General features: G+C 52.6%; 19 protein-coding genes and 1 tRNA gene. 10 read left to right on the forward strand and 10 right to left on the reverse strand.

Annotated features, from left to right (window positions below; translation table 11 throughout):
- The first annotated feature begins 154 nt into the window (after window positions 1–154).
- A complete protein-coding gene (locus tag FAZ14_RS15040) occupies window positions 155–1,465 on the forward strand; it encodes an NAD(P)/FAD-dependent oxidoreductase (RefSeq protein WP_153508817.1) in 1,311 nt (436 codons plus the stop codon).
- 124 nt (window positions 1,466–1,589) lie between these two features.
- Entirely contained in the window at window positions 1,590–3,269 is a 1,680-nt protein-coding gene (cueO, locus tag FAZ14_RS15045) for a multicopper oxidase CueO (RefSeq protein ID WP_153508818.1), read from the forward strand.
- Between the two features lie 35 nt (window positions 3,270–3,304).
- Here cueO and FAZ14_RS15050 read toward each other — a convergent pair whose 3' ends face one another.
- Entirely contained in the window at window positions 3,305–3,709 is a 405-nt protein-coding gene (locus FAZ14_RS15050) for a winged helix-turn-helix transcriptional regulator (protein WP_235914578.1), read from the reverse strand.
- A 99-nt stretch (window positions 3,710–3,808) separates the two neighbouring features.
- Here FAZ14_RS15050 and FAZ14_RS15055 point away from each other — a divergent pair, with 99 nt between their 5' ends.
- Complete coding sequence (locus tag FAZ14_RS15055) at window positions 3,809–4,921, forward strand: NADH:flavin oxidoreductase (protein ID WP_153508820.1); 1,113 nt, start codon at window positions 3,809–3,811, stop codon at window positions 4,919–4,921.
- A gap of 75 nt (window positions 4,922–4,996) precedes the next feature.
- Here FAZ14_RS15055 and FAZ14_RS15060 read toward each other — a convergent pair whose 3' ends face one another.
- From FAZ14_RS15060 to FAZ14_RS15070, 3 genes are all read right to left on the reverse strand, one after another.
- Window positions 4,997–5,485 (reverse strand): NUDIX hydrolase, encoded by a 489-nt coding sequence (locus FAZ14_RS15060; protein WP_016941200.1) that lies wholly within the window; start codon window positions 5,483–5,485, stop codon window positions 4,997–4,999.
- A 215-nt stretch (window positions 5,486–5,700) separates the two neighbouring features.
- Entirely contained in the window at window positions 5,701–6,339 is a 639-nt protein-coding gene (locus tag FAZ14_RS15065) for a ribonuclease T2 family protein (protein WP_153508821.1), read from the reverse strand.
- Window positions 6,340–6,794: 455 nt separating this feature from the next.
- On the reverse strand, window positions 6,795–7,400 hold the full coding sequence (locus FAZ14_RS15070) for an NUDIX hydrolase (protein ID WP_153508822.1): 606 nt from the start codon (window positions 7,398–7,400) through the stop codon (window positions 6,795–6,797).
- A gap of 179 nt (window positions 7,401–7,579) precedes the next feature.
- On the opposite strand from FAZ14_RS15070, the gene FAZ14_RS15075 reads away from it, so the two are divergent.
- Complete coding sequence (locus tag FAZ14_RS15075; RefSeq protein ID WP_153508823.1) at window positions 7,580–8,335, forward strand: DeoR/GlpR family DNA-binding transcription regulator; 756 nt, start codon at window positions 7,580–7,582, stop codon at window positions 8,333–8,335.
- Between the two features lie 21 nt (window positions 8,336–8,356).
- Here FAZ14_RS15075 and FAZ14_RS15080 read toward each other — a convergent pair whose 3' ends face one another.
- The 3 genes from FAZ14_RS15080 to FAZ14_RS15090 all read right to left on the reverse strand — a co-directional run bounded on the left by FAZ14_RS15080 (window position 8,357) and on the right by FAZ14_RS15090 (window position 10,307).
- Window positions 8,357–8,803, reverse strand: a complete 447-nt coding sequence (locus tag FAZ14_RS15080) for a hypothetical protein (protein WP_153508824.1) — start codon at window positions 8,801–8,803, stop codon at window positions 8,357–8,359.
- 153 nt (window positions 8,804–8,956) lie between these two features.
- Window positions 8,957–9,754 (reverse strand): HNH endonuclease, encoded by a 798-nt coding sequence (locus FAZ14_RS15085; RefSeq protein ID WP_153508825.1) that lies wholly within the window; start codon window positions 9,752–9,754, stop codon window positions 8,957–8,959.
- A gap of 463 nt (window positions 9,755–10,217) precedes the next feature.
- Window positions 10,218–10,307 (reverse strand) — tRNA-Ser (locus tag FAZ14_RS15090).
- Window positions 10,308–10,577: 270 nt separating this feature from the next.
- Here FAZ14_RS15090 and FAZ14_RS15095 point away from each other — a divergent pair.
- Together FAZ14_RS15095 and FAZ14_RS15100 are read left to right on the forward strand one after the other, a co-directional pair.
- On the forward strand, window positions 10,578–11,315 hold the full coding sequence (locus FAZ14_RS15095; RefSeq protein WP_153508826.1) for a phosphatase: 738 nt from the start codon (window positions 10,578–10,580) through the stop codon (window positions 11,313–11,315).
- Window positions 11,316–11,361: 46 nt separating this feature from the next.
- Window positions 11,362–11,940 carry a TorD/DmsD family molecular chaperone gene (locus FAZ14_RS15100; protein WP_038914032.1) on the forward strand — a complete coding sequence of 193 codons (579 nt, stop codon included), beginning with the start codon at window positions 11,362–11,364 and terminating at the stop codon, window positions 11,938–11,940.
- A gap of 69 nt (window positions 11,941–12,009) precedes the next feature.
- On the opposite strand, the gene FAZ14_RS15105 is transcribed toward FAZ14_RS15100, so the two are convergent.
- From FAZ14_RS15105 to mdtH, 3 genes are all read right to left on the reverse strand, one after another.
- The gene (locus tag FAZ14_RS15105) at window positions 12,010–12,573 is read right to left on the reverse strand and encodes a lipoprotein (RefSeq protein ID WP_153508827.1); all 564 of its coding nucleotides are present in this window, start codon (window positions 12,571–12,573) and stop codon (window positions 12,010–12,012) included.
- Between the two features lie 126 nt (window positions 12,574–12,699).
- Window positions 12,700–13,347 carry a glutaredoxin 2 gene (grxB, locus tag FAZ14_RS15110; RefSeq protein WP_153508828.1) on the reverse strand — a complete coding sequence of 216 codons (648 nt, stop codon included), beginning with the start codon at window positions 13,345–13,347 and terminating at the stop codon, window positions 12,700–12,702.
- A gap of 180 nt (window positions 13,348–13,527) precedes the next feature.
- A complete protein-coding gene (gene mdtH / locus FAZ14_RS15115) occupies window positions 13,528–14,733 on the reverse strand; it encodes a multidrug efflux MFS transporter MdtH (RefSeq protein WP_038925949.1) in 1,206 nt (401 codons plus the stop codon).
- Window positions 14,734–15,045: 312 nt separating this feature from the next.
- Between mdtH and rimJ the strand changes: the two genes are divergently transcribed.
- The 4 genes from rimJ (at window position 15,046) to murJ (ending at window position 19,013) form a co-directional block, all read left to right on the forward strand.
- Window positions 15,046–15,630: a ribosomal protein S5-alanine N-acetyltransferase gene (gene rimJ, locus FAZ14_RS15120; RefSeq protein WP_013317780.1), complete on the forward strand. Its 585-nt coding sequence runs from the start codon at window positions 15,046–15,048 to the stop codon at window positions 15,628–15,630.
- 36 nt (window positions 15,631–15,666) lie between these two features.
- Window positions 15,667–16,320 carry a YceH family protein gene (locus FAZ14_RS15125; protein WP_016941211.1) on the forward strand — a complete coding sequence of 218 codons (654 nt, stop codon included), beginning with the start codon at window positions 15,667–15,669 and terminating at the stop codon, window positions 16,318–16,320.
- Between the two features lie 35 nt (window positions 16,321–16,355).
- Window positions 16,356–17,279, forward strand: coding sequence for a Gfo/Idh/MocA family protein (locus FAZ14_RS15130; protein ID WP_153508829.1), 924 nt, complete (start codon window positions 16,356–16,358; stop codon window positions 17,277–17,279).
- Window positions 17,280–17,477: 198 nt separating this feature from the next.
- Window positions 17,478–19,013 (forward strand): murein biosynthesis integral membrane protein MurJ, encoded by a 1,536-nt coding sequence (gene murJ, locus FAZ14_RS15135; RefSeq protein WP_153508830.1) that lies wholly within the window; start codon window positions 17,478–17,480, stop codon window positions 19,011–19,013.
- Window positions 19,014–19,287 lie beyond the last annotated feature (274 nt).

Raw genomic sequence — 19,287 nt, forward strand, 5'->3', positions numbered from 1 at the left:
GGCATTTTTTTACCTGCTGCGCTGCTACCTGCAAACGCGAGGTTGACGAGCGGTGGAGCGATGATCTGGTGGGATACAGGGTGGCCTGCGCATTGTCCGAGACGGTGAGTAAAATACAGCACATAAATATAAGCGTCAAAACAGGGAGAAAAACGTGAACATCAACGCATTACCGCTGGATGCCAATACCAATGGCTGGTCGGCGATGTTAGCGCCACGAGAAGTAAAACCGGTACTGCGCCAGTCTGTCAATGCTGACTGGTTGGTGATTGGTGCGGGTTACGCCGGGCTGGCGTTTGCCCGCCGGATAGCGGAAAACCACCCACATGAGCAGGTGGTGGTACTGGATGCGCTTGATATTGATGGCAGCGCCTCCGCGCGCAATTCCGGGTTTGCCATTGACCTGCCGCATAACATCGGCAGTTCCACCGCAGAGCTGGAAAAAGCCGCCAGTTATCGGCGTCTGTTGCAGGCAGGGCTGGCGCAACTGGAAGAGCAAATCAGCCGCTATGGTATTGCATGCGACTGGAACCGCAGCGGTAAGTATCACTGTATTGTCCGCCCTGAGTTGGGGACGTTACTGGACCAGTATGCTCACGAATTACAGTCGCTGTCAGAACCCTATCAATTATTACAAGGCGAGAGCCTGGCCCGCCAATTAGGCACACCTTATTACCACGCGGCTATCTATACGCCGAATAGTGTCTTGCTTAACCCGGCGGCGCTGGTGCGGGGGTTGGCGGATAACCAGCCTGATAATGTCACGCTGTATGAACGCTCGCCGGTACTGGAGATCCAACCTGGGCATAAGGTTCGGGTACGAACACCTTATGGCGAGGTGCAGGCCCGGCAGGTGATGGTGGCGACTAACGGTTGTGCCCGGCAATTACCGATGTTTTCCCACCAGGTGGCTGGATTATCGACATTCGCTACCTTGACCGAGCCGCTGACGACGGAGCAGCGCCAGCGCATCGGAAATATTGGTGAATGGGGGATGACGCCAGCAAATGCCATTGCCGGGGCAACGTTGCGTTACACCCGTGACCACCGTTTTTTGATTCGCCAGCATGTCACCTACGTGCCAGGTTACACTGTCACGGCAAGATACACGGCAGACATCACGCGTCGGCATCAGGCGATCTTTTTATCCCGTTTCCCGCAACTGGCGGATGTGGCTATCGCGCACACCTGGTCTGGGATGATCGGTGTGACCCGCAACGGTGCGCCGACCTGGGGGCGATATGGCGATAATCTGTATGCCGCATTGGGGTGCAATGGTGCCGGTATTTCGAAGCAAACCATTGCTGGCAGCACGCTGGCGGATCTGGCAAGCGGTGTCGATAATCCTCTGATTAGCGAGATGCAGTCGCTGGGTAAACCGAATTGGATTCCACCGCGTCCACTGCTGGATATTGGCATCCGTGGCAGCATCCTGAAAGAACGCTGGCTGGGGCGAAAGGAATAACCGCAGCTATCAATGGCGCATGCTGTAGTCAGATAAAAGCCTTGACCTTCCTGTTACTGGAAGGTGCAGTCTGCCAGCTATTATCATCATTTTTTTGAATGATAGCTGACTGGAGGAGAGCGGTATGCGTCGCCGTGAGTTTATCAAATTGAGCGCTATGCTGGGGGCATCCAGCCTGTTGCCCTGGTGGAGCCGTTCCGTCTGGGCGGATGAACGCCCAAGCCTGCCGGTACCACCACTGCTGGCACCGGATGCGGCAGGCAACATTGCACTGACACTGCAAACGGGCAGTATGCGCTGGCTGGCGGGAATGGAAGCCGCTACCTGGGGCGTGAATGGCGGTTTTTTGGGGCCAGCGTTGCAACTGGAACAAGGCAAGACGGTAACGATGAATGTCACCAATACCTTGCCGGAAACCACCACCCTGCATTGGCACGGCATGGAAATCCCCGGGGACGCCGATGGAGGTCCACAGGCAGAGATCGCACCGGGAGGGACATGGACGGCGACATTCCGGGTTGAACAACCGGCGGCGACAGCGTGGTTTCATCCACATACCCATGGCGTGACCGGGCGACAAGTGGCGATGGGGCTGGGTGGGCTTATCCTGATTCAGGATGCCGCCAGCCGGGCGTTGCCACTACCTGCGCAATGGGGTGTGGACGATATTCCGGTTATCCTGCAAGACAAGCGGTTGGATGCTAAAGGGCAGATTGACTATCAACTGGATGTGATGTCGGCGGCGGTTGGCTGGTTCGGCGACCTGATGCTGACCAATGGCGCACGCTATCCGCAGCATACTGCGCCACGCGGCTGGTTACGCTTGCGTATTCTTAACGGATGTAACGCACGCTCGCTCACACTGGCGAGCAGTGATGGCCGTCCGTTGTATGTGATTGCCAGTGATGGTGGACTGTTGGCCGAGCCAGTGCAGGTGAGCAACCTGACGGTGTTGATGGGCGAGCGGTTTGAAGTCATGGTCGACGCGCGTGATGGCAAGGTGTTCGATATGGTGGCGTTGCCAGTGACACAAATGGGGATGCGCCTGCCACCGTTTGACCAACCCTTACCGGTGCTGCGTATCCAGCCTTCCGTTCAACCGGGGGCGGGCAAGTTGCCAGAAACGCTGGTGTCATTACCGGCACTGCCGTCAACGGCGGGTCTGAAAACGCGTCAGCTACAGCTGTCGATGGACCCGCGGCTTGACATGCTGGGCATGCAGGCACTCATGGTGCGTTATGGTATGCAGGCGATGTCAGGGATGGATATGAGCGCGCACGGCTCGATGCAGGGGATGTCGCATGATGCCGGTATGTCTATGCCATCGGGCATGGGGCAACATGGCATGAGTATGAATCACGGCAACATGAATCACGGCAACATGAACCATGACGGAATGAATCACGGTGATATGAATCACGGGGCAATGGACCCACAAGCCGGGCTCGCACCGCTGGATCTGCTGTCGGCCAATCGCATCAATGGTGTCGCGTTTCAGATGGGGCAGCCGATGTTTGATGTGAAACGCGGCGAGCTCGAAGTCTGGAATATTTCCGGGCAGGGCGACATGATGCTGCATCCTTTCCATATTCACGGCACTCGTTTTCGCATTCTGTCCGAAAATGGCAAACCGCCTGCTGCGCACCGGCGTGGCTGGAAGGACATTGTGCATGTGGAAGGCGCACGCAGCGAGGTGCTGGTGCAGTTTAGTCACCCGGCGGCGAAAGAACGGGCATTCATGGCGCACTGCCATCTGCTGGAGCATGAGGACACCGGTATGATGATGTCGTTTACGGTGTCCTGAAACTAAGGAAAAGCGAGGTTCGCTGCACAACCGCTTCAGGCCTGGGCGTCGGGTATCGCTTTTTCCTGCTCACTGAGCCGCTGATCAAAGCGCTCGCGCGCTTGTGCCACCTGCGGCAGATACTCGACAGTCCAGCGGTACAGCGCCTGAAACGGTTCTTTCAACGTGTGGCCCAATGGCGTGATATGGTATTCCACCGCAATCGGTGAAAACGCCAGCACCCGTCGTTCCACAATACCGTTGCGTTCCAGTTTGCGCAGGCACTGTGTCAGGGCTTTTTGCGTAATGCCTTCCAGACTGCGTTTGAGATCGTTAAAGCGCAGCGGCTTCTCACATAATGCACCTAACACCAGTACCGACCATTTGTCGGCGATTTGTTCCAGCAGAAAGCGGCTGGGGCAGTTAGCGTGGGAGTAAGGGGCGGCGCAAGATTTCAGCATGGTGGTTTCCTTAAGGCTACCTGGTAGCATGAATGTGCCTGATTGACACCAGGTTTACATTGTATACCATCACGGGTTCATGCCCAAGGAGATGATTACATGGCCAATATTGATGTGCTGTTCCGTCCTTTTACGCTGAAAACACTGAAATTAAAGAATCGCATCGTGATGGCACCGATGACCCGCTGTTTCGCCACTGATGGTATTCCGGGCGATGATATTGCCGCTTACTATCGCCACCGTGCGGAAGGTGAGGTCGGGTTGATTCTGTCGGAAGGCACGGTGGTGGATCGCTCCGGTTCGCGTAACCACCCCGGGATCCCGTTTTTTCATGGTGAGCGTGCGTTAGCGGGCTGGCAAAACGTGATTAACGAGGTTCACGCGGCTGGCGGCAAGATGGGGCCGCAAATATGGCACGTTGGTTCGGCGCCGCTTAATGGTGTGGAGTGGGAACCGGATTACATTGAAAGTCCGTCAGGACTGTTCTCGCCAGAAGTAGAGCGTGGGCATGCCATGACGGAAGAAGACATTGCCGATACCATTTCCGCCTTCGCCCGCGCAGCCGCTGACGCGAAGCGCCTCGGGTTTGATACGCTGGAATTGCATGGTGCACACGGATACCTGATCGATCAGTTCTTTTGGGGGGAAACTAACCTGCGTACTGATGCGTTTGGTGGCGCAACGGTTAAACAGCGTGCGCGTTTTGCGGCTGAAGTGGTGAAAAGCGTCCGTGCAGCGGTAGGGCCAGATTTCCCGCTGATCTTGCGTGTTAGCCAATGGAAGCAGCAGGACTACAGTGCACGTTTGGCTCCGACGCCGTTGGCGCTGGAAGATTGGCTGGCACCGCTGGTGTCTGCTGGCGTAGATATTCTGCATTGCTCACAGCGCCGTTTCTGGGAGCCGGAATTCCCGGATGTAGACGGTGAAAACGGCCTGAACTTTGCTGGCTGGGCGAAGAAAGTCACCGGGGCGGCAACCATTAGCGTAGGGTCTGTCGGGCTGTCTGATGATTTCTTCGGTGCGTTTGCCGGGCAAGGGTCTGGTCCGGCGGGTCTGGATACGTTGCTGGAGCGTATGGAACGCGATGAGTTTGATTTGATCGCGGTAGGCCGTGCACTGCTGACCGACTCTCATTGGGCGGCGAAAGTGCATCGTCATGAGTTGGATAGCCTTAAAGGGTTCGAACCGGCCTCGCTTGGGCAGTTGGCCTAAATGCCCTCAGACCCCGCTCTGTCGGGGTCTGATAGTCGAGTTTACGGGCATAGCCTCATCGTTATCACCGTGCCGTCATAACATGCGCATGGCGGCATTCACCACAAAACGACTCTCTTCACTGATGGGACAATCCTCAGGGATATCGGACGGCTGACGCACGATTTGCCAGGCATCGTGTTCCGTTTCGTTCAGGCAAACCTCTTCTTGCATCACGTCAACCAGAAAGTTCCACTGACGAACTTTTTCGTTACTCGGTACCAGGTAATCGAAAAAACCCAGATAATGACGGATATAACGCAAACGCAGACCGGTTTCTTCCTGCAATTCTCTCATCAGCGTGGCGAGCAGGTTGTGATCGCCAGGTTCGCGGCCACCGCCAGGGATCTCCCAGTATCCGGGTAACATGGGGTCATTAGCACTGCGACGCACCAGGAGTATACCGCCCCGGAATACCACTGCGGCCGCCATGGTCTGACGGGTAATCCCTTCTTGTTGTGCCTGAAATTCGAATTGACACAACATCCTGGTGTAGGTGCTGTCCTGCGGGGAAAACAAAAACATGCTCTCATACCTGCACTGGGGTGAATGAATATGTCCGACCGGACATGCTAGAGATCTAGCGTGACAGTGATATTTCACAAATAGAATAAATACAATGGAAATTTTTACAAAAGTAATTATTGTTATTCATTGTTTCTACATTACTTGACATAGCCCGCACGCAGGGCGGGCTAAAGATGTCATGAAACTGGCGCTCAACAGCGCCAGCGTGGGGATTAACGCACGTTAGGCACGCGGATGTTGCCATCACGACACTGGGTTTTTACCGATTTACCGCAGGACTGGAAATTCAGATTTTTGTCCATGCACACCCGAATTTCAGACAATTCCGGGCCGCTACAGACAGCGGCGATCCCATCTTGTGGGATTGACGGGTTGCTCTGGCGGAATGCGGCCAGAATCTGCTCAGCGGTCATTTGCAGCGGCTTGGTCGGTGCATTGAAGCTGGCCGGGATCTTCACACTGGTTACGGCTTTATCCGCCGCCTGCAAATATCCATTCGCGCCCAACCCGCTACAGGTACCGTGTTTTTCCCACTCATGCGTCAGCAGCGCATCGGTTGGGAACAGGGTATTACCGTATTTACGTTCCTGCGCGGTAAGCGCTTTTATGGGCGGACAGTTTTGTGGCCAGCCACCATTAGCATATTGCGGCCACAGGCCGTGCAGCACAAAACCATACCCCTTGGTGCATTGCTCATTACTGGCGTGTGTCAGACAAAACGTGGGGGACCAGGATAACGTCAACAGATAGAAATCAAACACACCGGCCTGGCCTTTTGCAGGCACAGCAGGGCTTACCGTCAGGCCGACGGTGAATACCAAACCAGCCAGCAACGAATATATTTTTTTCATAACTTTCTCCTGTCTAATTTCTTAGTTTTGCACGGGTACGCATTTACCGTACCACATAGGGCGGACAAAAATTACAAGTAAAAACCTTGCGATGGATCTTATTTTTTAGATCATAAACACTGGGTGAAAAAATAACCGCAACATGTGCGTGATGCCAGTATAGCAGCTGTATTCTGTATGCGTAAAAAATCGCGAAATGTCAAATTATGGTGTAATAAATACTAATGTCGTTTAAGTATCAGCTAGTTAAATTATTTTGAGAAAGGAGAAAAACAGGCTGTTATTTTTATGGGAAATAATAGTGATCATGAATTAGTCGGCTGGTTATTTTGTAAAAACATCGAATGGAAAATAACCGGGCATACCCTAAATAATTATTAGATGAGGAAGGTGTCTCTTTTGACGATGATGTGTGGTGCGGCGAGCCTTTGCGCTCGCCGAAACCCGGTTAGCGGCTAATCTGGCAGCCCCTCAAACGGTAACGCACGGTGCAACGCAACGTACTGCACCAGCATGATGGTTTTGGCATCAACAATGGTACCCTCGGCAATCGCGGCCAATGCCTGCGGTAGCGTCATTTCCAGCGTTTCCACATCTTCCCCTTCATCTTCAATGCCACCTCCCGTGCCGATACGGGAGCTATCATCATATTCCCCAAGAAAGAAATAGAGTTTCTCCGTTACCGAACCGGGGCTCATGTAGGCTTCCATCACCTTACGAACATTGAATACCCGATAGCCGGTTTCTTCTTCCGCTTCGGCGCGGATGCGCACTTCGGGGTCGGCATGATCGAGCAAACCGGCTGCGGCTTCAATTAGCATCCCGTCGTGCCCGTTGACGAAGACCGGAAAGCGGAACTGGCGCGTCAGTAACAATGTTTGCCTGTGACGATGATACAGTAGGATCACCGCGCCATTGCCGCGATCATAGGTTTCACGGCTTTGCCGCTGCCAGGTGCCGTCCCGACGTAAAAAATCAAAGGTGTTTTTCTTCAGCACATACCAATCGTCGGACAGTACTACGCTGTCGACAATACGAACGCGATCTCGTGTGGTGAGCATCATTACTCTCCTGAACAAGGAATGAGCACTCATCCTAGCGCGAGGTTTCGTGCACACTCAAGTCATTTCGTGCAATTTCGTGCGGAATTTGTTGCCTGAAATACTGATAAAAAGAATAAACGTGCAAATTCAGGCATAATCAAGTAAATAAAGGTAGGCACAACATACTGGGGAACACCATGCTGACGACACAACGCAAACAGCGAATTCTGGAACAACTGGCGGCTGAAGGGCAGGTGCTGGCAAAGCAACTGAGCGATGCCTTTGGCGTGTCGGAAGATACCATTCGGCGTGACTTACGTGAGCTGGCCAGTGAAGGACGATTACAGCGAGTACATGGCGGTGCCTTACCTGCGTCAGAAACGGTAGTCAGTTTTGATGTCCGCAGCCGGATAGCGATAGGTGCCAAACATCAACTGGCGCAGGCCGCTGCATCGTTGATTCTGCCGGGGCAGGTCGTCATGATTGATGGCGGCACGACCAGTGGCGAACTGGTGAAGTGTCTGCCACTTTCGCTGACGGCGACCGTGGTAACGCATAGCCCGAGTGTGGCGGTGGCGTTGGTAAACCACCCTGGTATTGATGTGGTGCTGATTGGTGGTCGCCTTTACAAGCATTCACTGGTCGCGGTAGGTGCGGCGGCGGTGGAAGCACTGGCGACGATCCGCGCCGATATCTTTTTTATGGGCGTCACCGGGGCGCATCCGCAGGCGGGTTTCAGCACCGGCGATCTGGAAGAGGCGTATATCAAACGGGCGCTGGCAGCACGTGCGGCGGAAACCGTTGTCATGGCGACACAGGATAAACTGAATGTCGCCTCCCGCTATGCAATCGGTGAACTCACCATGGCCAGCACGCTTATTGTGGAATCCGCGGTGCCTGATGAGGTGACGGCACCTTTTTCGCAGGCTGGGGTGAGTTTGGTTCGGGCTTGATGTTGTGGGTGGTCACAAGTGCTATTTACGATTGCAGGCGGGTAACCTACCGTTGGCGTAAACAAACTGCAGAATTTGTCTGCGTTCTAAATATCTGATGTATGCTGATGTATAAATGCCGCCCGTCCGTTCCATCGGTTTTATCGGTTCGGCTGGAATAGGGCAGGCAGATACCCACAGCATACTTTCTGACACACCGCCTGATATTTCTTCGTTGTTTCGGAACGTATTTCCGCCTGAATGACCCGGCTTATTATTAAAGGCAGATACAACAAATTGATGAATTCGATTATTAAGTTTTTGATTTGTCGTTTCACCGATATAAATGATGGATGCGTTCTTGGCGCAATAATCAGAAGGCGCAGTCTCACCGCGGGCAATCATATAAACACCAGGATGCTCTTTCCCAATGATATCTTGTCTTTGGGTTAGGTTAACCCATGGGTAGAATTTAAATTTTTTAGACATATGAATCTCTTTTATACTGTATAACAAATAAACTTTTATAAAAACAATGAAATAAAAGCTCATGTATTAATACATATTTTAGTTTTTAAGTTTCTCTATATTGCAAATATAGTATTTTATATGGATGCATAGTGGCGTATGGTGTATTCTATTTTAATTTACTTTCAATATTTTCCCTAGATTGTTTTTAACTATTTCCTTCAAGGTCTGAAGTGGTTCTGTGCTTTGGATACGATGTAACATTGCATGACAGTTCGGGCAAACAGGGATCAAATCATCTATATAATTAATTATATACTCTTCACCAATTTCTGATATTGGGATTAAATGATGAACATGTATAAATCCGTTAGCCAATTTCCCATAGATTAAAGTTAGGTCTAGATTACACACCTTACATATCGTACCATGATAGTTAATGCATTTATTTCTTGCTTCTCTACTACGTTCATATTTTTTAGTGAAAAGCTGTTTTATTGTACCCTCCTTGATATCTGAGGATGATTGAGCCTCATCGGGGAGAGATTCTTTTTCGAGTTTATTGTTGAAATAACCTTCAATGTAATTAAGCAAGTGTGGAGTGAGATCAAGTTTTTTGGTCCCTTGTGGAGCGGCTTTAAGTTCATGTTTTAATAGTTTTTCAAGTGATAGATTGGGATTTTCGATTTGCTCAATAAGCTCTAGGTTCATATAGTATCCAGATAAAGATTTCTGATATTCATCTTGATTTTTCCAATATTTTTCATCATTACGAATTTCGTCTGAAGACAAATTCAATTTAGTGATACGGCATTTATATTGGATTTTTCCTGTTGGTTTTGTAACATAAATGTAAACGATATCTGATACTTCGTACTTAGCTATGCCCTGACGCCAATCAATAGATCCATAATCCTTAAAAGAGGATGCATGATCGTACACCTCTGAATTTGCTGAAATCAACCAATTCATAAAAATTTCCTTGGGGTGAAAATTAATTACATGGTTTTTTGATTACATCAAAATTTGTATTTTATACTCTTTCATGTATATGAAATGTACATTCCCTAACTCTGTTTTTCCAACGTTAGTGTCCAAAATAGTTGTCAGGGTTAATAGGAGTAATATATATATAAACAAAAAACTGGTCGAGTATTAAAATATATTTAATACCAGTTCTTTTGTTCAGTATCAAGTATCAAATCTTATAAATGAAAAACTATCGAATCCCCAGACTTGCACCTGAATCAAGGATAAGGGGGGGGCTAAACCGCCGGTCGGGATTGACTCGCGCGTTGCGCTCGCCCTGCGGGCCGCCTGCGGCGGTCCAAAACGGCAAGCCGTTTTGTCGAACCCTGTCGAGACTTCTCATCCATCCCGTCACCGGTTAAAAACAAAAACCCCAGACTTTCGTCTGGGGTTTTTGTTTTTAATCTGGCGGTGAGGGAGGGATTCGAACCCTCGATACGTTTTCACGTATACACACTTTCCAGGCGTGCTCCTTCAGCCACTCGGACACCTCACCGGATCGTCGCCAGCAGGGGCAACGGGGCGCTACTCTAGGGAAAATCCGCAGCAGCGTCAACACACTTCTTTCATAAAAGCGTGCGTTTAGCCAAACTTAGCGCAATTTGCTGCTTTAGTCGCCATTTCTGCCTGTCAGCTCTCCGTAGCGATGGAGGAAAGTCGTGCATGTTTCATTTCTGTTAATTTGTCGTTATCCCATCATTGCCTCGGCTGTGCCAGTGCGGGATAAATGGTATGCTTGCTTATCAATACCGAGTCAGGAGAAACCATGTATCCCGTCGATTTACACATGCACACCGTCGCCAGCACCCACGCTTACAGCACCCTGCATGACTACGTGGCAGAAGCCAAAACCAAACAGATCCGCCTGTTCGCTATTACCGATCACGGCCCGGATATGGCGGATGCACCGCATCACTGGCATTTCATCAATATGCGTGTCTGGCCGCGAATAGTGGAAGGGGTCGGTATCCTGCGTGGTATTGAGGCGAATATTAAGAATCTGGCAGGCGACATCGACTGCACCGGGCCGATGCTGGAGTGTATGGACGTGGTTATCGCTGGTTTTCATGAGCCGGTGTTTCCCCCCTCAAACCGTGATGTCCACACCGAAGCGGTGATTGCCGCGATGGCTCAAGGATCCGTCCATATCATTAGTCATCCCGGCAACCCAAAATTCCCGATTGATATTCAGGCGGTTGCTCAGGCGGCCGCGAAATATAATGTAGCGCTGGAATTGAATAATTCCTCGTTTACTCATTCCCGCAAAGGCAGTGAGGCGAATTGCCGGGCAGTAGCCGAAGCGGTGCGCGACGCGGGTGGTTATCTGGCGTTGGGATCAGATTCACATATCGCCTGGTCGCTGGGTGAGTTTCCACACTGTGAGCGTATTATGCGAGACGTTGATTTTCCGCAGGATCGCGTGTTGAATGTCAGCCCGCGCCGGGTGCTGGATTTTCTGGAACAACGCGGGAGACCGGCCATCCCGGAGTTTGCCGATCTGTGACGTTGTCACTAAATCGCGCTGTCATGTCTTTTTACAGGTTGATGAGATGAATGAATTTTCCGTGGTGTGCCGTATTCTCGGCACGCTGTTTAAACGCTCGCCACAGGATCCGCTGCTGGCACCGTTGTTTACCCTGATTGAGCAGGGCAAGCTGGCACAACAATGGCCGCTAGAGCAGGATGCGTTGATGGCGCGCTGGCAGCGCAGTATCGATTTACCGGCGATGAGTGCGGATTACGAGGCCTTGTTCGGCGCAGAACCCTCGGTGTCGCCATGGCGTTCCAGTTGGGAGCCGGACGCACCGCAAGCTGAAGTTCGGGCGTTTTTACAACAGCGCGGTATGCCATTAGGCGAAGGGCCGGTCGACCACTTTGGCGCATTGCTACTGGCTGCATCCTGGCTGGAAGATCAAGCGCAGGAAGATGAAACGGCAGCGCAGTCAGCGTTTTTCGATAACTATCTGTTGCCGTGGAGCGATCGTTTTCTGGGCAAGGTGGAAAGCCATGCCACGACGGCGTTTTATCGTACGCTGGCGATTATTTGCCGTGAAGCGCTGGAAGCGATGCGTGACGAACTGGCGGAAGCAGAAGGCGACGAAACGGATGATGAGTCGTCTGAAGAATGAAAAACGGGTGGCACATGCCACCCGCTTTCTTGTCTGTAGAAAACCCCAGCCAGGCTGGGGGTTCCCCATTTAATCGGTCAACATGATAACCAACTGACCGGGTTTTACCTCGATACCTTTAGCTAATTTTTTCGCCAGTGCCTCTTTGTTACTGTGCTCCGGGTTAAGCACATAGGCGGGCTTCTGGTCAAAATAGCTCTTCAGCGATTGGTTCAGGTAGGGCGTCAGCGTTTGCATCACCGTTTGTAATGTCTCCGGCTGAACGCTGTAATCCACCAGCTCCATATCTTTCAGGTAGATGGCACCTTCATCCTTGTTGAATACTGGCTGGGCTTTGAGCGTCAGCTTCATGTCTGCCTGCTGTTTTCCCAGCAGGGAGCTGATATCCACTTTCGCGTTGCCGCTCAGCGTGACTTTGCCGGGTTCCGTGCGACCAATTTGGCTGGCCAGGTCAGTCAGCGTAATGTGTGCGTCTACCACACCGGGAACACCCAGTTGCTTCTGGTAGTCATTATGCTGTTGCAAATACTGATTGATTTCCTGCTCGCTCAGGCTGTATTGCGCCAACTGGTTGCAACCACTGATGAGTAACGTCCCCAACAGCGCCAGAGCGGCCAGTCCCGATTTTCTCATTGTTATAACCTCTTGTTTTTTGTAATGGACCCCGCCGTGCGAGGCCTGTCGGCAGGGTGCGTTATTCCGCTGATATCGCCAATCGGAATACACCTAAACGCCGCCGTCGGGCGGCGGCGCCAGGGGTTATTGTGCCTGTTCGATCAGCAGGTCGATGTTGGCAAGCTGAGACATCGTATCGCAGTAGGTGGCGACAGCCGCCGGGACATTGACGTCAGCAACGATGGTCAGTGAACGCAGCAGGGGGAACAGGTTGATATCATCCAGTGACAATGTGCCATTGCAGGCCTGTGACGAGACAATCAACGGGGCCAGTGCCTGCAGATCACTTTCCAGCTGTTTTGTCAGGGGATCCGTCTGGCTAAAGTGGGTCGCGAAGCTGCCGATTTGTCCCTCTTTTTTGTTGATGAAGTAATTACGGCCAGCTTCTGTCGCGAATTCCTCAAAATCAGCCTGGGAGAAACGGGGAATCAGCAGACGCGGTGCGTAGTCGTACACGCCACGAATCCAGGCATCAATCGCCGGATTCGTAGTACCGGTCAGCACCGGTTTACCATCCAGATCATCAACGTATTTCACGATATCCAGACTTTCCGGCATATAGCTGCCGTCCTCTTTTTGCAGAATCGGCACCATTTTCTGACCGACCATCGAAATCGGCGTGGTTTCGTCATCGTTGGATAACACGCACAGTTCCACCGGTAACTGCTTCAGACCGAAAATCATGCGTGCCTTCACGCAGAAAGGACAATGTTCATAAATAAACAGTTTCATACCGGAACTCCTTGGGTTGATCAGCGTCGCATCGGACGCAACTGTGATGGTGGTGTCGAAGGGGATTATCTATTGTCAGCGTCAGCCCGTCCATGCGCAATGTGTGCTGCAACAGCTGGAAATTGAAGATAAAAACGGGGCGATGCAACGCCCCGTCCGTGATGTGGAAGCAACCTGCGATCAATGCTCGCTCAGCATAGCCGGTTCGATACGTCTTAAGTGGAACTGCCAGTAGAGGGCCGCCAGAGTCAGCATGCCGATGATACCCAGCATGCACCAGGGTAAGGCTGGCTGGCCGAGCGCTTTTCCGGTATCAAACAACCAGCCACCGCCGCTGTAACCCAGCGCGCCGCCCAGTGCCAGCCCCATACGGCTAAACCCCATGTAGCTGCCGCGGGCGCGGGCATCGGACAATGATGCCCCCAGCGTTTCCCGCGCCGGTTCAGCAATGATAGAGCCAATATAAAACAGGCCGATTAACCCCAACAGCCATTGCAGGCTGGTGACCATTCCCATCGGAATCAGGCTCAGGGTCATGATGAATAGCCCGAACATCAGCCGCTGTTCCAGTCGAAACCGTTTTTCGCTCCAGCGGGCGACGGGGTAAAGCAGCGTCAACGACAGCGCGGCTTCGATTGCGTACATCCATTTTACCGCAGACGGCGAACCGGCCAGTTCATTGACCATGATCGGCATCATCAACAGTACCTGCACACCTAACATGAAATAGCCGGTCAGCGTCAGTACATAGACCACAAAACGCCGGTCGCGCATGACCCGCATCATGCCTTCGCGGATTGGTGTACGGGTGGTGGAAATACGATAAGCGGGTAGTAGCAAGGCATTCAGCAAGGCCACTAACACGAATACGCCTGCGCCGACCCAGCACACCACGGAAAAGTTGTATTGCATCAGCCAACTGCCGATAAGCGCGCCGATTACCGCACCAGCGTTATCCTGCATCATTAACAAGGAGAAGAAGCGGCTGCGTTCATGGGGGCGTGTCAGCTTAATCACCATGGCGTTGCGGGGTGGTTCGAACAGCGTCCCGCCCAGTGCGGAGAGCACGCAGGAGAGCATCAACATCAACGGTGTCGTTGCCAGCGCCATGAACGCAAAGCCAGAGGCACGCAACAGCATGCCGGTGACGATCATTGGTTTGGCACCGAAACGATCGGCGATGGCACCGCCGAAAATACCGAGTCCCTGTTGGGTGAACTGACGCAGGCCGAGTGCAATCCCGACGGTGAGCGCAGCCCAGCCAAGTTGATCGACAAAACGGATGGAAATGAGCGGGAACACCACAAAGAAACCCAGTATCACCAGCATGTTATCCAGCAACAGAAAATATTTACCCAGGCTGCGAGCCTGTGCCATCAACGACATGTTTCACCACGAGGCAGAAAGAGAGGAAGGTAAAAGATAACCATTCCATTCTCTCGCCGATTGCGTGATGGCGATAGGGGATCCTGCTAATAAATTTTTTTATCGTTCAACTGTTATCTGACGAACAATTTAAGAAAAAAAGTCATGACGGCGTATCGATTGTGCAATAACTCAGCAGTCATGATTTTACGCTATGGAATTTATAGGGTTATAGTAAGCGCTATGGGTTGTTTATCCTGTGGCGACGTTCGTCGGCGTTGATCACATTAATAAAAGTTATTCATCGATAATCCGTCACCTGAGGGGGAAGGCATGTTTGGCTATCGCTCAACGACACCCAGAGTCCGCTTGACTACGGATCGGCTGGTGGTCCGTCTGGCGCACGAACGCGATGCCTGGCGTCTGGCTGAGTATTACGCAGAAAACCGTGATTTTTTGAAACCCTGGGAGCCGGTGCGCGATGCCAGCCATTGTTACCCTTCTGGCTGGCAGGCGCGGTTAAGCGTGATTTGCGATATGCACAAACAGGGCAGCGCCTACTACTTTCTGCTGCTGGACCCGGATGAAAACGAGGTACGTGGCGTCGCGAACTTCAGCAATGTGCTGCGCGGCTCTTTTCACGCCTGTTACCTCGGCTATTCACTGGGCCAAAAGTGGCAGGGGCAAGGCATGATGTATGAGGCGCTGCAATCTGCGCTGCGTTACATGCAACGCCAGCAACATATGCACCGTATTATGGCTAATTACATGCCGCACAATCAGCGCAGCGGTAACCTGTTGGCGCGTTTGGGGTTTGAAAAGGAAGGTTACGCCAAGAATTACCTGTTGATTGATGGTAAATGGCAAGATCACGTACTGACTGCCCTGACTAATAATGAATGGACGCCGATGCGTTAAGTGCACACCGCTACGGATCCGAATGAGGATAAGCCCATGAAATACCAATTGACGCCCCGCGAAGCGCGGATTATTGGCTGCCTGCTGGAAAAGCAGGTGACCACCCCGGAACAGTATCCGATGTCTCTCAATGGGCTGACCGCCGCCTGTAATCAGAAGACCAACCGAGAGCCGGTCATGGATCTGAGCGAAAGCGAGGTACAACAAACGCTGGATTTGCTGGTGAAGCGGCATTTTCTGCGTACCGTCAGCGGTTTTGGCAACCGGGTGATGAAATATGAACACCGCTTCTGTAACTCCGAATTTGGTGACCTGAAGTTTTCAACCGCTGAAGTGGCACTGGTCACGACCTTGCTGTTGCGGGGCGCTCAGACGCCGGGCGAACTTCGTACCCGTGCGGCTCGTTTGTACGAGTTTGCCGATATGGACGAGGTGGAGAACGTCCTACAGCACCTGCAACAGCGCGAAGACGGGCCGTTTGTTGTGCGACTGGCGCGGGAACCGGGTAAGCGTGAAAGCCGGTTTATGCACCTGTTCAGCGGCGAGGTTGACGATGCGGTGTCGTCTTCTGAGTCGGACGAGACGTCCGCATCGGTAGATACCTCACTGGCCGCACGGGTGTGCGCGCTGGAAAATGAGGTGGCTGAACTGCGTGCGCAACTGGCGGCGTTACAGGCGCACCTTGCCTGATACCATCCGGATAAGTGGGAAGGCGGGAGAACAGTATGACGCTTTTGCGTATTGGTGTGGTGGGGTTAGGGGATATCGCCCGTAAAGCCTATTTACCGATTTTGTCCCAGGCCACCGACTGGCAACTGGTGGGGGCCTGGTCGCCGGGTCAGGCGCGCGCCCGACAGGTATGTCAACAATACCGCATAACCTGTTTTTCCTCGCTGGCTGAATTAGGTCGCCAGTGTGACGCGGCATTTGTGCATAGCAGTACCGCCAGCCATTACGAGGTGGTGAAAACCCTACTGCTGGCGGGTAAACACGTCTATGTGGATAAACCGCTGGCGGAAACGCTGGCGCAGGCGGAAGAGCTGGTCGCGCTGGCAGCCAGCCGTAACCTGCTGCTGATGGTGGGGTTCAACCGCCGTTTTGCGCCGCTCTACCAACGGCTGCGACAGCAGCAGACGGCGCCGGATAGCCTGCGCATGGAAAAACATCGTGTTGATAATGTTGGCCCGCAGCCGTTGGCGTTTACGCTGTTGGATGACTATTTGCATGTGGTGGATACCGCACTGTGGCTGGCACAAACACCGGATACGACCGCCACGTTGTGCGCTGGCCGGATACGGTGTAATTCGCAAGGGCAAATGGTGTACGCCGAACACCAGTTCCAGACCGCGCATACCCTGATCACCACCAGCATGCATCGCCAGGCGGGTAGCCAGCGAGAAAGCGTTCAGTTGATCAATGACGGCGGCTGGTATCAGGTGGATAACCTGCGGGAATGGCGTGAAGAACGTGAGGGGGTCGTGGTACTTCGTCCCGCGCCTTCCTGGCAGAGCACGCTGGAGCAGCGTGGTTTTACTGGTGCTGTCCGACATTTTATTGAAGCGGTGGTTTCACAGACGCCGCCGTTGACCTCTAGCGATCAGGCGTTGTATGCACAGCGGTTGATCGACTCGCTGCTGAGAGAATGCTGAAAAAAGCAGCGACCATCGGGTGTTCATGTGGCTATTGACGGTACAATCGACTAGGCTGTGTGCCGCGATAGCCGTACCTGACCGTCAGTGTTGTGGCTGTCGGCATGACGTATCGCAGGCGGTTTGACCGTCGTGGACATGGCGGTTGAGCCGGTTTTGCCCTGCCATCTCTCTCTTTCCCATAGTCAGAACAACTGAATGAATCTACTGAAATCATTGGCTGCGGTCAGTTCCATGACCATGCTTTCCCGTGTGCTGGGCTTTGTGCGTGATGCTATCGTCGCTCGCGTGTTTGGTGCTGGTATGGCGACCGACGCCTTTTTTGTGGCGTTCAAACTGCCCAATCTGTTGCGGCGTATTTTTGCCGAGGGCGCGTTTTCCCAGGCATTTGTGCCTATTCTGGCGGAGTATAAGAGTCAGCAAGGCGAGGAGGCAACGCGTACCTTTTTGGCCTATGTCGCCGGGATGTTGACGCTGATTCTGGCGCTGGTCACGGTCGCCGGGATGATTGCCGCGCCCTGGGTCATCATGGTGACGGCACCGGGTTTTGCCTCCACGCCGGAGCGCTTCGAGCTGACGTCGGCACTGTTGCGGGTGACCTTTCCTTATATTCTGCTGATTTCACTGACGTCGATGGTCGGGTCGGTTCTCAACACCTGGAACCGTTTTTCCGTGCCAGCGTTTGCACCGACCTTATTGAATGTCAGTATGATCGGTTTTGCATTGCTGGGTGTGCGTTGGTTTAATCCGCCGGTGATGGCGTTAGGCTGGGCGGTGGTGGTCGGCGGGGTACTGCAACTGGGCTATCAATTGCCGCATCTGAAGAAAATCGGCATGCTGGTACTGCCTCGCATCAAGTTTCGCGATCCTAGTGTCAGCCGGGTAATGAAGCTGATGGCACCCGCCATTCTCGGCGTGTCGGTCAGCCAGATCTCCCTGATCATCAATACTATTTTTGCCTCATTCCTCAGTCAGGGTGCGGTTTCCTGGATGTATTACGCCGACCGTTTGATGGAGTTCCCATCCGGTGTGTTGGGTGTGGCGCTGGGGACGATTTTGTTGCCCTCGCTGTCGAAAAGTGTCGCCAGCGGCGATCACCAGGAGTATTCCCGGTTGCTGGATTGGGGACTGCGGCTTTGTTTTCTGCTGGCGTTGCCCGCTACAGTCGCGCTGGGGTTGCTGGCTAAGCCGCTGACCGTTGCGTTATTTCAGTACGGTAAATTCAGCGCCTTTGACGCGATGATGACCCAGCGGGCGCTGGTGGCTTACTCCATCGGGCTGATGGGCTTGATCCTGGTGAAGGTGCTGGTGCCCGGATTTTACGCCCGGCAGGACATTAAAACGCCGGTAAAAATTGGTATCGCAACACTGGTGATGACCCAACTGATGAACCTGATGTTTATCGGCCCGTTGCAGCATGCCGGGTTGTCGCTGTCGATTGGTCTGGCATCCTGCATCAATGCCGGGTTGCTGTTCTGGCAATTACGCCGTCAGCGCCTGTTTGCACCGCAACCCGGCTGGATGATGTTTCTGGTTAAAATGGTCACTGCCGTTGTTGTGATGTCGCTGGTGCTGCTGGCGCTGAACCTGTGGATGCCCCCTTGGGCACAAGGTAACATGACGGAGCGCCTGCTGCGCTTGTTGTTTGTGGTAGTCGTGGGGGCTGGCAGCTACTTTGCTTCACTGGCTGCATTGGGCTTTCGTCCGAAAGATTTTTCTCGCCGCAGTCTCTGATCCTTTCTCTTTTTCTTGCTCGCTCTCGCGTTCTGCAGGTGGTCTGACCCACCGCCTGCAGAGGATTTCTGCTTTTCAGGGTTCCATTTTTTTATTCTGACGTTTCCTAAAAAAATAGCACATCAACTGACCCTTAGCCTTTTGTTTAGCTTTTCTGATCAGTTAAGCCTAAAGCTTCACAAATAACCTGTTCAGTAAAGATCGGGGTTTAATCGATTTTTGTTGAAGAAATTTTTTTATATTACTGTTTTATAAGTCGATTTCTTTAATGGTG

The organism is Dickeya oryzae (assembly GCF_009372235.1).
In the GTDB taxonomy this organism is placed as follows: domain Bacteria; phylum Pseudomonadota; class Gammaproteobacteria; order Enterobacterales; family Enterobacteriaceae; genus Dickeya; species Dickeya oryzae.